The organism is Paraburkholderia agricolaris (assembly GCF_009455635.1).
In the GTDB taxonomy this organism is placed as follows: Bacteria; Pseudomonadota; Gammaproteobacteria; order Burkholderiales; family Burkholderiaceae; genus Paraburkholderia; species Paraburkholderia agricolaris.
The window spans coordinates 252,064-264,803 of sequence record NZ_QPER01000002.1 but is presented as its reverse complement, the minus strand read 5'-3'; the positions used below and the strand labels follow the sequence as shown (position 1 = coordinate 264,803).

Annotated in this window: 13 protein-coding genes; 4 read left to right on the top strand and 9 right to left on the bottom strand. The window is 59.9% G+C overall.

Going from position 1 to position 12,740, the window contains the following annotated elements:
- Positions 1-10: 10 nt before the first annotated feature.
- Positions 11-229 (top strand): DUF7661 family protein, encoded by a 219-nt coding sequence (locus GH665_RS22605; protein ID WP_153139068.1) that lies wholly within the window; start codon positions 11-13, stop codon positions 227-229.
- A 128-nt stretch (positions 230-357) separates the two neighbouring features.
- The gene (locus GH665_RS22600) at positions 358-921 is read left to right on the top strand and encodes a cysteine hydrolase family protein (RefSeq protein WP_153139066.1); all 564 of its coding nucleotides are present in this window, start codon (positions 358-360) and stop codon (positions 919-921) included.
- Between the two features lie 89 nt (positions 922-1,010).
- Here the strand turns inward: GH665_RS22600 and GH665_RS22595 are convergent, their stop codons facing one another.
- Positions 1,011-1,772 (bottom strand): SDR family oxidoreductase, encoded by a 762-nt coding sequence (locus GH665_RS22595; protein WP_153139064.1) that lies wholly within the window; start codon positions 1,770-1,772, stop codon positions 1,011-1,013.
- A 79-nt stretch (positions 1,773-1,851) separates the two neighbouring features.
- On the bottom strand, positions 1,852-3,066 hold the full coding sequence (locus tag GH665_RS22590; RefSeq protein ID WP_153139062.1) for an MFS transporter: 1,215 nt from the start codon (positions 3,064-3,066) through the stop codon (positions 1,852-1,854).
- A 135-nt stretch (positions 3,067-3,201) separates the two neighbouring features.
- Here GH665_RS22590 and GH665_RS22585 point away from each other — a divergent pair, with 135 nt between their 5' ends.
- Positions 3,202-4,203: a LysR substrate-binding domain-containing protein gene (locus GH665_RS22585; protein WP_153139060.1), complete on the top strand. Its 1,002-nt coding sequence runs from the start codon at positions 3,202-3,204 to the stop codon at positions 4,201-4,203.
- A gap of 28 nt (positions 4,204-4,231) precedes the next feature.
- Here GH665_RS22585 and GH665_RS22580 read toward each other — a convergent pair whose 3' ends face one another.
- On the bottom strand, positions 4,232-5,065 hold the full coding sequence (locus tag GH665_RS22580; RefSeq protein ID WP_153139059.1) for an oxidoreductase: 834 nt from the start codon (positions 5,063-5,065) through the stop codon (positions 4,232-4,234).
- Between the two features lie 94 nt (positions 5,066-5,159).
- Between GH665_RS22580 and GH665_RS22575 the strand changes: the two genes are divergently transcribed.
- The gene (locus GH665_RS22575) at positions 5,160-6,131 is read left to right on the top strand and encodes an AraC family transcriptional regulator (protein ID WP_153139057.1); all 972 of its coding nucleotides are present in this window, start codon (positions 5,160-5,162) and stop codon (positions 6,129-6,131) included.
- Here the strand turns inward: GH665_RS22575 and GH665_RS22570 are convergent.
- From GH665_RS22570 to GH665_RS22545, 6 genes are all read right to left on the bottom strand, one after another.
- Positions 6,123-6,656, bottom strand: coding sequence for a P-loop nucleotide/nucleoside kinase family protein (locus tag GH665_RS22570; protein WP_153139056.1), 534 nt, complete (start codon positions 6,654-6,656; stop codon positions 6,123-6,125). The genes GH665_RS22575 and GH665_RS22570 overlap by 9 nt on opposite strands.
- A gap of 99 nt (positions 6,657-6,755) precedes the next feature.
- Positions 6,756-8,987, bottom strand: a complete 2,232-nt coding sequence (locus GH665_RS22565) for a TonB-dependent receptor (RefSeq protein ID WP_153139054.1) — start codon at positions 8,985-8,987, stop codon at positions 6,756-6,758.
- Positions 8,988-9,259: 272 nt separating this feature from the next.
- Positions 9,260-9,790, bottom strand: a complete 531-nt coding sequence (locus tag GH665_RS22560; protein ID WP_153139052.1) for an AAA family ATPase — start codon at positions 9,788-9,790, stop codon at positions 9,260-9,262.
- Between the two features lie 100 nt (positions 9,791-9,890).
- Positions 9,891-11,261 carry an MFS transporter gene (locus GH665_RS22555; RefSeq protein WP_153139050.1) on the bottom strand — a complete coding sequence of 457 codons (1,371 nt, stop codon included), beginning with the start codon at positions 11,259-11,261 and terminating at the stop codon, positions 9,891-9,893.
- Positions 11,262-11,417: 156 nt separating this feature from the next.
- Positions 11,418-12,029 carry a pyridoxamine 5'-phosphate oxidase family protein gene (locus tag GH665_RS22550; RefSeq protein WP_174771748.1) on the bottom strand — a complete coding sequence of 204 codons (612 nt, stop codon included), beginning with the start codon at positions 12,027-12,029 and terminating at the stop codon, positions 11,418-11,420.
- Between the two features lie 167 nt (positions 12,030-12,196).
- Positions 12,197-12,661, bottom strand: coding sequence for a RidA family protein (locus GH665_RS22545; protein WP_153139047.1), 465 nt, complete (start codon positions 12,659-12,661; stop codon positions 12,197-12,199).
- Positions 12,662-12,740 lie beyond the last annotated feature (79 nt).

Below are 12,740 nucleotides of genomic sequence, written 5' to 3'. Positions count from 1 at the left end.
AGCCCTCGACATGCCCGACGAATATCTTTTCGATGTTTTTGGCCGGATCATTGCAGTCGCCATGAACAATGATGGCTGGGTGGCATTCCAGCTTGGCCAGGAGGGTAAGCGCCGTCGTGCTGAGTTCGAGATACCTTCGTTCGTCGCAGCGGATGAACTGGCACAGTATCTCGACGATCTGTTTCATGAAGATGCCACTCCGTCACGTCCGTGCGTCACGCAACTTTGAGCAAGCCGGGATTATCAGACCGTGATCCGCCGGTGTTGATGATTGCGCCTGCGATTTTCCAGGCGGCCTGTCGTGTTACCGGCAGCAGATCCGGCTAAGATACGTTTTTTGCTGAAAGGTACCTGTTCATGACTACGTTAGCCGATCGCTCCAACACCGCGCTTGTCGTTATCGACCTTCAGAATGAAGTCGTCGCGAACGCCTATCGGCGCGATGAGGTGCTCGACACAGTCAACACGCTCATTGCGCGGGCGCGCAGCGCCAAGGTGCCGGTCGTCTGGATCCGTCACGCCGACGAAGATCTGAAAGCCGGTAGCGAAGGGTGGCAGATCGTTGCCGAACTCGTTCCGGCAGCGGGGGAATCGATCGTTGAAAAAAGTTATCGCGATGCGTTTGAAGCCACCGATCTCGAACAGGTGTTATCGAGCCTGAGCGTGGGCAAACTCATCGTGACGGGTGCACAGACGGACATGTGCGTTCGCTCGACACTGCATGGCGCACTCGTACGCGGCTATGACGCGCTTCTCGTCGGCGATGCCCATACGACGGAAGACCTGACGCAATGGGGCGCGCCGCCGCCGGATGCCGTCATCAGGCACACTAATCTGTACTGGAGCAATCAACGGGCACCGGGCCGCACTGGCGGAGTCATCGAGAGTAAGGACGTCGATTTCGCACCCGGTGGTTGCTAAGGGCGAATGATGACGCCGTAGATCGCGGGTGCGTTCACGCACAGTGTCCGCGACAGCGTTTCGGGAAATCCGCCTCCGCCCCCTATTGCTCACTTACCGCCAGTGACATCGAGGAAGGTGCCGGTGATGAAGGACGCCTCGGCGCTTGCCAACCATAGAATCGCCCGCGCAACCTCTTCAGGTTGACCGCCTCGTCCCATCGGTATCGAGTCTTTGACGCGATCCACCCGTCCCGGCTCTCCGCCGCTAGCATGCATGTCCGTGTAGATGTGCCCAGGGCGAATGCAGTTGACGCGTATGCCATCCCGCGCGACTTCCTTGGCGAAGCCGATAGTGAATGTCTCCAGCGCGCCCTTCGAGGCAGCATAGTCGACATATTCGTTTGGACTGCCAAGCCGTGCCGATGCCGACGAGATGTTGATTACCGCGCCGCCGCGGCCATTGTAACGACGCGACATCCGCTTCACCGCCTGCTGTGCACAGAGGATAGGACCTATCGAGTTGACCGCGAAGACACGCTGCATCCGCTCGAATTCGAGATCCTCCAGCCGGGACTGCCGCGCAATTATCGCGGCGTTATTCACGAGTACATCGATCCGGCCGAACTTCTGGTCGATCGCGGCGAATAGCTGAGCGACCTGCCCGGGATCTGCGCTGTCTGCGCGCATCGGTAAAGCCCGGCGCCCGGCAGCTTCCACATCGGCCGCCACCGCAAGGGCAGCGGACTCGTCGGAAACGAAGCTTATCGCTACGTCGTAACCCTGTGCGGCAGCAAGCCGCGCAGTCGCCGCCCCTACGCCCCGGCCTCCACCCGTTATCAGAATCAACGGCGCCTGCGGAACAGTGTTCATCTGGTGAGTCTCCACGTGATGGTGAAAAAAATGCATCCTGCCCGGGCCGAATAACAGCGGGGGTGCGTCCCTGGCAAGCTCACGTCGTGCGCAGATGAGGACGAAGGGCAAGCGCCAGAGGGAAGATGGTCAGCGCTGTGATCGCCGTCGCAATAGTGGCGCCATGTACGCCGATTCGGTCACCCAGAAAACCGTAAACAATCGGCGAGAGTGCGCCCGAAGCGATGGTACCGGTATAAAAGAGCGCAAACGCTCGCTCGGTACGCTCGACCGAAGTCAGTTCAGGCACCGTGCCATAAAGAACAGACGATGTGCCGTTGAGCATCACGCCAAGCAGCGGCAACAAGATCATGGCGGGCGCCAGTGGCAGGCAAATCACGGCAAGGATCAACGCTGCCGTGCCGCCTTCGGTTGCGAGCACAGTTCCGATTACCCCCACGCGCGTGCCGAGCCAGCCACAAACGAACTTGCCGGCGGCGCCACCGATGAAGACGAGTGCGAGCGCCGTGCCCATCATCGGTTGCGAGATGCCTTTCGTTTTCAGGAGGAATGGCAGGAAGGTCAATAACCCCATGCGCACGGCTGTGTCGAGTACGCCGATCGTCAACAGCAGTGAGAAGCCCGATCGCGAACCGTTGCTGTTCTGGCTCGACGTTTCCTCCAGGGAATACTCGTCCCTCGGTATCGATGGGAGAAAAAGTGCAATCACGACTGCGACTAAAACGCCAATCGTCGACACGGCCCAAAGCGCATGGCGCCACGGCATGATGGTAATGAGAAGCGAGATAGCCGCCGGAAGCGCGGATTTGCCGAGGTCGCCTGAAAAATTGTAGATGCTGAGCGGCCCTCGAGCGTTGCGTCCATATGCTCGTGAGACCGCGCCTGAAGCCAGGGGATGTTGCGTACTCGAGCCGCTTCCCGAGATGGCGAGCGCGACGCATAAGCCCAGCAGGCTTCCAGACAGGCCTGCGACGGCATAGCCCAGCGCGGCCAGAAAGGTGCCGAACGCAAGCGTCGCGCGCGTGCCCAATGTGCGTGCGAGGCGTCCAGCGGGTAATTGCAGCGTCGCCATCGTGCCCGCATAGATGCCGCGCAACATGGCCAGGGCACCGAAACTGAGTCCAAAGTCCGCCTGCCAAACGGGAAGCAACGCGTAGATCATGTCGGTGTACCCGTCGTGCAGCGCGTGCGCCGTACACGAGAGCCACAATACGCGCGTGCGTGAGACGGAGGTCGACTGACCGGGTCCGTCGGCTACGCCTGTCGTTGGGGAGGAGAAGGAGAAAAGTCTCATGGTTCGACTGAATCGCAGAAGCGCAGGCCTTGACGACAGCTTGAGCATTTGTTGCGGGACACCCATAGTCTAGGTTCGTCAAGAACACGCCACAACTGACGTAAAATTGAGTCAGCCGGGAGAAAAAGTCACCATATGGACACAGACAAACGAGCGGGGAAAGACGCGGAAAAGTTGCCCCCCTTAAATGCGTTGCGGCACTTTGAGGCGGTCGCCCGCCTGGGGAGTTTCGCGGCTGCGGCGAGCGACCTGCACGTCACGCACTGGGCGGTCGGCAAACAGATTCGTTTGCTGGAAGACTGGTTCGGCGTTCCGCTTTTTGAGCGCCGTTCACGCGGCGTCGTTCCTACTGACGAAGGCGCTGCTCTGCTCAATGACGTCAAAGGCGCATTTGCGCGCCTGAGCAGTTCGGTTACCCGGCTGCGCCAGGAATCCATTACGCGTCGTATCACGGGCGTCGTGCGCGTAAATGCGCTGGCGAGCTTCTCTTTGTGCTGGCTAATACCGCGCCTGGCGGATTTCCGGGCTCGCTACCCGGACATTGATGTGCGGCTCTCCACAACCTCACGCAAGTTGCGCTATGTCGGCGGTGCATTCGACGTCGGCGTGCGATCGGGACCCGAGGACGCGACAGGCCTCATGTCAACGACGCTGATGCCCGACTTGCGCCTGCCCGCCTGCAATCCAGCGGTGCTGCTAAGCCACCCGATCAGGACGGTCGCCGATTTACGAAATCACACGCTCCTTCACTCCACAAGTACGCGCACAGCCTGGTCCGACTGGTTACGGGGGGCCGGTGCGCCAGGCCTGCAGGGTACCCATCATCTCGACTTCGATCACGTTTTCCTCCAACTGGGCGCAGCGGCCGAAGGCCTCGGCGTGACGTTAGCGTCGCTGCCACTTATTGAGCGCGAGATCGCAACCGGGCGTCTCGTGTGTCCGCTATCGGAGCCGGTGTTGCGCGGACCGGACTACACATTGGTCGTGAACACCGATCGCGCGGACGATGACGCCGTCATTGCATTTAAAGACTGGATCATGGCAACGGCGGCGCAAAATCCGGTAGAGCCGGCTCGCAGCGAACCTGCACAAAAAATTCGCCGAGCCAAACCGCACACCACACGATCGCAGCGCTAGTTGCGATTGCGCTCGGCTCCAGCGATCTTCAGCCATCGGTTGAGACCGTGACAGACTCCCAGTCGCGAATCTCATTTTCCAATGCGGACAACTTACCTCTCACGAGCCCGAGTGCATCGCTGCCGAGTAAAAGATGCGTGGGCGGGAAATCCGCGGCGATTGCTGCGAGCATCGCGCGTGCCGCCTTTTGAGGATCGCCCAGTTGCTTGCCGCTCTTCTCCTCACGCGCTGTGCGAATGGGGTCGAAGATAGCGTCGTAATCCGCAATCGAACGGGCTGTTCGCGTCATCGAGCGACCCGCCCAGTCGGTGCGGAACGAGCCAGGCGCGACGGCTGTGACGGCGATGCCGAAAGGCTTGACCTCTTTGCCAAGCGCCTCGGAAATGCCCTCCAGCGCGAATTTGCTTCCGCAGTAGTACGTGATGCCCGGCATGGTGATATAGCCGCCCATCGACGTGATATTCAGAATGTGGCCACGTCTGCGCTCACGCATGAAGGGCAGCACGGCTTTCATCATGGCGACAGCGCCGAACACATTCACATCGAACTGTCTGCGCATCTCGGACAAAGGCGATTCTTCCATGATGCCTTCGTGTCCGTAACCGGCGTTGTTGACCAGAACGTCAACCGGTCCGACGGTCGCCTCAATCTCCGCCACGATGCCGCCAACGGCATCGAAGTCGGTCACGTCAAGTACACGTCCCAAAGCCGCGTTCGCAGAAAGCGCCTCGAAATCATGCTTTGCCTGCTCGCTTCTCACTGTACCGACGACTTTATGTCCCGCCGCCAACGCCTCGCCTGCAAGCGCACGGCCGAAGCCGCTGCTGACGCCAGTGATAAGTAGAGTTTTGCCGGATGCCATTTAAACCTCTCCCGAATGTTGTCTGGAGAGTGCATACTAGTCTTAATGACGGGGCTGTCTAAGCCATATTTCGCTATTTTTCTTGCCTAAAACTATGAGCACGAAGCAGGCCGCTACGGACAATCCGGATCTTTCCGCGGCAACCCGGAAGCGCATGATTGCGCTGCTCCGCGCGTTGGCACCCGATGAGGGCTACAACCTCACGGCGCTGCCGGGCGTCCGCATCTTGCGGTCAAACCGGCCTCTGTCACGCACACCGGTTCTCTACGACCCCGGTATCGTGATCGTTTGCCAAGGCCGCAAGCGAGGTTATTTCGGCAACGATCTCTATCTCTACGACGAGCATCACTACCTGGCCGTAGCCGCGCCTGTTCCGTTCAACATGGAAACCGAGGCCACGCAGCAGCGCCCGCTGCTCGCGCTGTACCTCCACCTCGATTTCACCTTGGCTGCCGAACTGGCCGGGCAGATCGACCGTGAAGGCGTAACGGAACACGTGCAGGCGCCTCAAAGCATGATGTCGACGCCGATGGATGACGCGATGCAGGCGTCCGTGCTGCGTTTCCTTGAGGCGATGCATCGCCCGCTTGAAGCCGCTGTATTGGGCCCGGGCCTGCTACGCGAACTTTATTTTCGTGTGCTCACCGGAAAGCAGGGAAGCTCGATGCGCGAAGCTTTGGCGATGCGAGGCCAGTTCGGCCGGATAGGCAGATCGCTACGCCTCATCCATGCCGGCTACGCGCAGCCGCTGGACGTGTTGCAGTTGGCAGAAGAAGCGGGAATGAGCGTTCCGAGCTTCCATAGCCACTTCAAGGCAATCACACACGTTTCTCCGATGCAGTACGTGAAGTCAACCCGCTTGCATCAGGCTCGCCTACTGATGATCCGCGAGGAGTTGACTGCGGACGCCGCGAGCCACGCCGTGGGTTACACGAGCGCGTCCCAGTTCAGCCGAGAGTTCAAGCGGCTTTTTGGCTTGACGCCAGCGGCGGAGACGAAGCGTATGCGCGAGAGCTTCGCCATTCCGGCAGCGTTCGACGATGCGACGTACGTTTCGTCACACTGAGCGTGACACGCTTTGCTCCGGGGGTAACACCGACAGTTGACGAGCGATAGTTTCGACGACCTGCTCAACCGAAACGTTAGCTGTGTCGACCACAAGATGCTCGGATTCCCACGCATCATATTGGCGTTCAAGCACGCTCCGCCATGTCGGCAGCTTGTGATCGGGGATATCTGCCCGTCGCCCCTCGACCCTATGACGGTGCGCCGTCGCATCAGAACAAATCAGCTCGATCTCGACGATGCGCACACCGGCTTCGAGCGCCACACGTCTCCAGGCGTCGCGCGTCACATGCAATGCGTTGACCGAGTCCGCGACAACGGTCAACCCGAGGCATAAATTGTCTTTCGCAACGGCATAGGCGGCCAGGTAGCCGGCAGGTCCGATATCCGCGCCGCCGCTCCCGGATGCGATCAACGCCTGCTCCAACGTATCAATGCGCAGATAAACGGCAGCGAGCTTGCGAGCGAGCATTCGGGCTACCGTTGTCTTTCCGGTGCCGGGTAGCCCTCCGAACGCAATCAACATGTTCAACACTCCCTGAATGCTCGGCCTGCAATAAAATCGTGCCGCCATCGATCCGCGTTTCGATCTCCGCATACGCCCGTTGCATATCTGCCGCCAGGATCAGAAATCGATCTGCGCCGACAGAAGCACTGTTCGCGGCGCGGCGGTCGTCAGATAGGTGCCTTGCTGGATCCAGTAGCGACTGCCGAAGAGGTTCTCGACATTCGCGCGGAACACCACGTCTTTGCTCGCGATCTTCGCGCTGTACCGGACACCAACGTCATAGCGCGTCCACGACGGCAGACGTAGCGTATTGGCGGCGTCATAGTACTGCGCACCAGTGTGGATGATCCGGCCGTTTACCGCCAGACCCGGTAGCCAAGGCAAGTCATAGTCCGCACCGAGGTTGAGCGCGTAGTGCGGGATGCCCACCGGCTCGTTGCCGTCGGTGGTGCCACCCGCCGTGCCCTCCAGCCTGGCGTCATAGATCGTCGCGCTCGCCATCAGGCGCAGATGACGGAACGCTTCTCCATAGGCAGCCAGTTCGAGACCGCGCACCTTCGAGCGGCCGTCGTACGCATAGATGTTGGTCGCCGGATTCGTGACGCCGTTCGGCTGCGAGATCTGGAAAACCGACACCGTTGTCATCACGCGGCCCCAGTCGGCTTTCACGCCGGCCTCGTACTGATTCGACTTGTAAGGCGCGAAGGCTTGTCCGGCGTTGGCCGTGCCGACTGGCGCCGTACCGCCGTCCGACAGACCGGACGTGAAATTGCCGTAGACGGAAATGTTCGATAGCGGTTTGAACACGATGCCTGCAAGCGGCGTGATTGCCTGCTTCACGTAAGTGCTCGTCTGGGCACCGGAGGTCGGATCGTAGTTGTCTGCACCGATCGTCTGACGACGCAAGCCGCCGGTCAGCAGCAGGCGGTTGTTCCAGAGGGACATCGTATCGATCAACTGCTGGCTGTTCAGACGCAGATGGCTGGAGCGTTGCGGCTCGCCACGGGGCGCCGTCATCATCGGAAGCGGCGACGGATTGTAGAGGTTGGACGGCGCCGTCGTGTCGGACAACGCATAGAAGTAGCCTTGCTCCTGGTTCAACGTGGTCAGCCCGGCAACCAGTGTGTGGTGAATGCCGAACGTATCGAAATGCGAGCGCACGCCGAGGTCGACGGTTTTGGTGCGGTTATAGGCGTCGTAGTAGCCGTTGTAGACCGAGAAGTCGCCGGCAGAGGTCATGCCGAACGCGTACGGGAAATTCTGCCTGGACGTGCCGTAGTGCTCGCCCGCTGCCGCGTACACGGTGAAGTACTGGTTGATGTCGTACTCGAGCCGCGTAGTGAGCGCCGAGTCACGCAGTTTCAGCTTCGAGCCAGGATAGAAATTGGTGTAGCCGGATGGGACGGCCGGAACGGACGTGGCCGTGCCCAGACCGATTTGCGGCCGGAACTCGTCGGTATTTTCCGAGATGTTGTACGCGTCGAACGACCACCGCAGTTTCTTGCCGCGGTAATCCAGTCCGATGGAGCCGTCGCCCTGACTCTGATTGCCGTGGGCAATGCCCGTCTGGCCGTCCTTGTACATTCCGTTGACCCGGATGCCCCATTGGCCTTCATCGCCAAAGCGGCGGCCGACGTCGGCCTGCACGCCGAACTGGCCCTTCGACTGATACAACGCGGTCAGACGGGTCAGCGGCTCGTCATCGGCGCGCTTGGTGACGATATTGATCGCTCCGCCAATGCTGCCGTTTGGCCCCATGCCGTACATCAGGGTGCCCGGACCTTGAAGCACTTCAACGCGCTCCAGCAGGTTGACGGGCATCCTGCTCGCCGACACCATGCCGTAGAGGCCGTTTAGCGCAACATCCGTAGCCTGGACCGGGAAACCACGAATCTGAAAGACGTCGGCGAAACCGCCGCTGCTCTGCTGGGTGCGCACCGATGCGTTGTTGACGACGACGTCGGCAAGCGTGCGCGCCTGCCCGTCTTCCATTGCCTGCCCGGTGTAATTCGTTGTGGCAAACGGCTGATCCATCACCTTGCCCGTGCCCAGCACGCCGATGCCGCCCCCGGTGGCGATTTGTCCACCCGCGTACGGCGCGGGCAACTCGCCGGGCAGCGCCGTCGCCTTGATGGACACAGTCGGCAACACGGTCGATTGCGCTTGAGTGCCGGTGGTCATGCCCGCTTCCCCGTCCGGGGGCATGGCAGCCGGCGGTGGTTCGACAGTTTGTGCAAAGACGATCGTCGGCACGACGGCCGTGGCAACCAGCGACACCAGAAGTCGCTGAACGGCCAGCGAAACCGCTGTGCGTGGACCGAAATTCGAATGATTTTCCCGAGGAAACATGAAGGTAAGGTTCGTTCTATGAGTGAGCGGATCCGCGCGATATTGCGAATGCATATAAGAATCATTCGCAATTGTAATTAGAATATCGATATCGCGTGAGGAAAGATCGACTCATGTGGCGAAAACCGCACCGCAGCAGGGTGCCCTGAGCAAGAGGACAAGCGTTGTGGCTTCGCAAATGCTCGCGGGGGGTTTCAGGGTGATCTCTTCGTGGCCGGACATTGCTTGCCGTCGACCGGTTGCGCGCGACCCTGAGGCAACTAACGAGATCGTCAGTTGCCTAGCGTCTCCAGGACGAAGTCTGCGCGCTCCGTCACACCGACCTTCGGCAATAAGGAAAGGTCATATCCCAATGCCGGATAGGCTTCCAGAAGTCGCAAGTATTCCGACGTGGCACTGTCGATGCCGTGACGCCGCTCCGGGTCCTGAACATAGATTTCGGGCCAGGGCGGCGTCAGGAAAACGCGCGGGTGATAGCGGTGGGCATGTCCGAGCGTCGCCAGCATCGGCTCGCCGGTAAGGTGCTGGAGAGTGGCCGCGGCGTCGACAATGCCCCGGTCGAAGAAGACCCAATCATCCGATGTGCGAACGGCATCTCTGTCTGCGAGCGCCATCGCAATGACCTGGCGTAAGAACGCAGGCAGATCTACCCAAGGTAGAGCAGTGCCATTGTTCTCCGTCTCTGCACGTACGATCCGTCTGCCGGGCTCTTCCACAACGGCATACCCCCGTTGAGCAAGTTCGGCGAGAAGCGTTGACTTGCCGCCGCCCGAGCACCCGGAAATCACGACAAACCGGTTCATCGGTCATTCCCTTCCTGTTATGACGTTCCAATCAGAGCGATGATAATCGAGTCGAATAAGTAGACTTGGAACGATGAAGCCGGAAGCGTTCAATGGTTTGCTAACCGGACACGTTCTCCAGCGTGCTGCCGCGAGTTTCAATCCCGAAGCGCGTCACCACGAGTGCCGCCACAAGAAAACAGAGGGCACCGAAAACGAATACGCCGTTGTTCTTCCAGACTGGAAGGATCAGGCCGACCACCGTCGGTCCAATCAGCGCACCAAGCCGTCCAATGAATGAGGCAAAGCCGCACCCCGAAGCCCTCGCTCTCGACGGGTACAACTCGGGCGTGTAGGTGTAGAGCACGGCCCACATGCCAAACGTGAAGAATTGCATCAGTGCGCCGACTGCGATCAGCGCAGACGGGCCCGGACTGAGATGCGAGATGCGGCCAAACGCGAAGATCATCACCGCGGCGCCCACCAGGGTGATGACGCATGTCAGTTTGCGTCCCCATCGCTCGACCGCCCAAGCGGCCCATAGAAAGCCGGGCACGCCGCCTAGCGATATATAGACGGTGAACAGAACCGATTTCGTCACGGCGAGTCCGGATTGTTGAAGGAGCGCGCCCAGCCAGGTGTTCAATCCATAAAACCCAAGAAGGGAGAAGAACCACAGCGAACCGACCGTCAGCGTTCTGCTCCGATAAGCCTTCGACCACAACACCTTGAGACCCTGCTCGTCGCGCAACTCGATAGCGACCGGATTAGTCGCCGGCAAACTTTTCAATTGCAGGCGCGACATCACGGATTGCTCGATTCGTTCGACGATTTCCGCCGCCTCCACGTGCCGTCCTCGCGATTCAAGCCAGCGCGGCGATTCGGGAACATAGCGGCGAACCACGAATAGAAAGACCGCCGGCATCGATTCGATCAGGAACAAGGTTCTCCAGCCGTGCGCGCCCAGTACATAGTATGAAAGCAGCCCGGCACAGATAAACGCCAGCGGCCAGTTTCCATCCATCATTGCGAGGTAGCGGCCCCGGGACTTTGCCGGAATGAATTCCGATAGCATGGTCTGCGCAAGCGGAAGCTCCATTCCCATTCCAACGCCGAGAACCAGCCGGAAGATACCCAATGAGGTCGCATCCGTAGCGGTCGAGCACAGATAGCTGCCGACGCCCCACACGATCATGCTGATCTGAAACACCGGCTTGCGGCCGAACCGGTCGGCGGCGGCTCCCGAACACAATGCACCCAGCGCCATCCCGGCGAAGCTCGCGCTACCCAGCATTCCAGCCTGCGCGCTGCTCAGGCCAAACTCGTTCTTGATGGACCCGAGAACAAAGGTCATCGTGGCGAGGTCGACGTTGTCGAAGAAAAATGCCAGCGCGATGACTACGAACAGCATGCGGTGGTAGCCGCAAACAGGTAACCGTTCCAGCCGGCTGGCCGCGTTGCCGCCTACCACTTCCATCCCTGTCATCTTCATGCGTGTCTCCTGTTCTCATGGGTCGAATCGAAAAGTACGGACACCGCATCGAACGGTGTCTGCAAAATCACTATCGGACTCCAAAAGAACAGCGGCTCACGTGAAGATGCCGTCGGTTATCGCGTCTACGCCAACTTGGGAACGGCCGTGACCGGCTTACTTGAAGCGGTTCTTGTCGAACGCGTCTGCGGGCAAACCAGACAGGGTCGCGCCCGCGGCAAACGGGTACCGGACATAGGGAGCTTCCGGTTGACCGGGCGGCGAATATTGACCGTCCGCGAGAATGCGTTTCTTGGCCGTCATCTCGTCGATCACGCATCGCATCGCGATGATCTGATTGGCCGCGCCGTCCTCAATCGGCGTGTAGTCTTTCTCCGGCCGAAATTTGTCGAGCGCCTGGTTCTGGTGCGCGATCACGTCTTTCGTCAGATGCGTGATTTGCGCCCGGCAGCGAGCGATCACACTGTAGTACTCGAGACTGGTGTTTTGTCCTTTGGGTGCTTTAAGGAGCGCCACCGGTCGATCGATTTCAATAATCAGATGCGGGTTGGCATGGATCGCTGCAGAAAATTTTCCGAATCGCGAGCAGTGAATCAGGAACGCATCGCCGACGAACGTAAAGCTTTGCGCCGTGATGTACGGATACGGCGTGTCGTGAACCGCGGCGCGGCAGATCAGTTCGTCTTTCAGAAATTTTTCGATGGCGGGCCAGTCAGTCCACGCGAGGTCGGTCCGGCGCATGTCGGCGCACAAGTAGGTGGGAGTCATGTCGACGTATAAGTGAAGGAGTGAATTGAATGTTGTCGGCGCGACCCGGGCCAACCTCGGCGCCGACTCGAGACACGACGGTTATCTTCGTCTGACAGGATGGCGCGCAACTGCATGGCGGTGCGCGCTCCCCTGCGCATACGGGCAGTCCGCCCGTCGCGCCCATTTCATCCCGCCAGCGCAAACGTCGCTTCGACTTCCACCGGTGCATTGAGGGGCAGGCTTGCCACGCCTATCGCGATTCTTGCGTGCGAGCCTCGCTCACCGAAAATCTGGGTGACAAGCTCGGACGCCGCATTGATAACGGCAGGGGCATCGGCGAAACCGTCCGACGTCGCGACAAAGCCGCCGAGTCGCAATACCTTCCTGATCCGGTTCAGATCGCCTTCCGTAGCATGGTGTGCCCACGCCAGGATGTTGACCACGCACAGTCGCGCTGCACTCTGAGCATCGGCTACCGACACCACGTCAGGCACTTTGCCGGTAAACAGTGCCTTTCCGTCGCGCACCGGCAATTGTCCCGAAACGATCAGTTGATTATCTAAAAGAACGTAGGGACGGAATGCAGTGGCGGGAATAGCAAGTGTCGGAAGCGTTATTCCCGCTTCGCGAATGCGATCGTAAATTGTCATTACAGCTCCTGTGTTTGCCGCCCACGCGGCATTCACGATCACTATGAACAATTAGCGCACAGCGGACGCTCGCGATAGT

Bases quoted from the DNA above. Each gene is read 5' to 3' on its own strand.
- GH665_RS22560 (WP_153139052.1), bottom strand. From the start codon at position 9,790: ATGAACCGGTTTGTCGTGATTTCCGGGTGCTCGGGCGGCGGCAAGTCA.
- GH665_RS22555 (WP_153139050.1), bottom strand. From the start codon at position 11,261: ATGAAGATGACAGGGATGGAAGTGGTAGGCGGCAACGCGGCCAGCCGG.
- GH665_RS22565 (WP_153139054.1), bottom strand. From the start codon at position 8,987: ATGTTTCCTCGGGAAAATCATTCGAATTTCGGTCCACGCACAGCGGTT.
- GH665_RS22585 (WP_153139060.1), top strand. From the start codon at position 3,202: ATGGACACAGACAAACGAGCGGGGAAAGACGCGGAAAAGTTGCCCCCC.
- GH665_RS22605 (WP_153139068.1), top strand. From the start codon at position 11: ATGCCCGACGAATATCTTTTCGATGTTTTTGGCCGGATCATTGCAGTC.
- GH665_RS22575 (WP_153139057.1), top strand. From the start codon at position 5,160: ATGAGCACGAAGCAGGCCGCTACGGACAATCCGGATCTTTCCGCGGCA.
- GH665_RS22545 (WP_153139047.1), bottom strand. From the start codon at position 12,661: ATGACAATTTACGATCGCATTCGCGAAGCGGGAATAACGCTTCCGACA.
- GH665_RS22580 (WP_153139059.1), bottom strand. From the start codon at position 5,065: ATGGCATCCGGCAAAACTCTACTTATCACTGGCGTCAGCAGCGGCTTC.
- GH665_RS22570 (WP_153139056.1), bottom strand. From the start codon at position 6,656: ATGTTGATTGCGTTCGGAGGGCTACCCGGCACCGGAAAGACAACGGTA.
- GH665_RS22595 (WP_153139064.1), bottom strand. From the start codon at position 1,772: ATGAACACTGTTCCGCAGGCGCCGTTGATTCTGATAACGGGTGGAGGC.
- GH665_RS22600 (WP_153139066.1), top strand. From the start codon at position 358: ATGACTACGTTAGCCGATCGCTCCAACACCGCGCTTGTCGTTATCGAC.
- GH665_RS22590 (WP_153139062.1), bottom strand. From the start codon at position 3,066: ATGAGACTTTTCTCCTTCTCCTCCCCAACGACAGGCGTAGCCGACGGA.
- GH665_RS22550 (WP_174771748.1), bottom strand. From the start codon at position 12,029: ATGACTCCCACCTACTTGTGCGCCGACATGCGCCGGACCGACCTCGCG.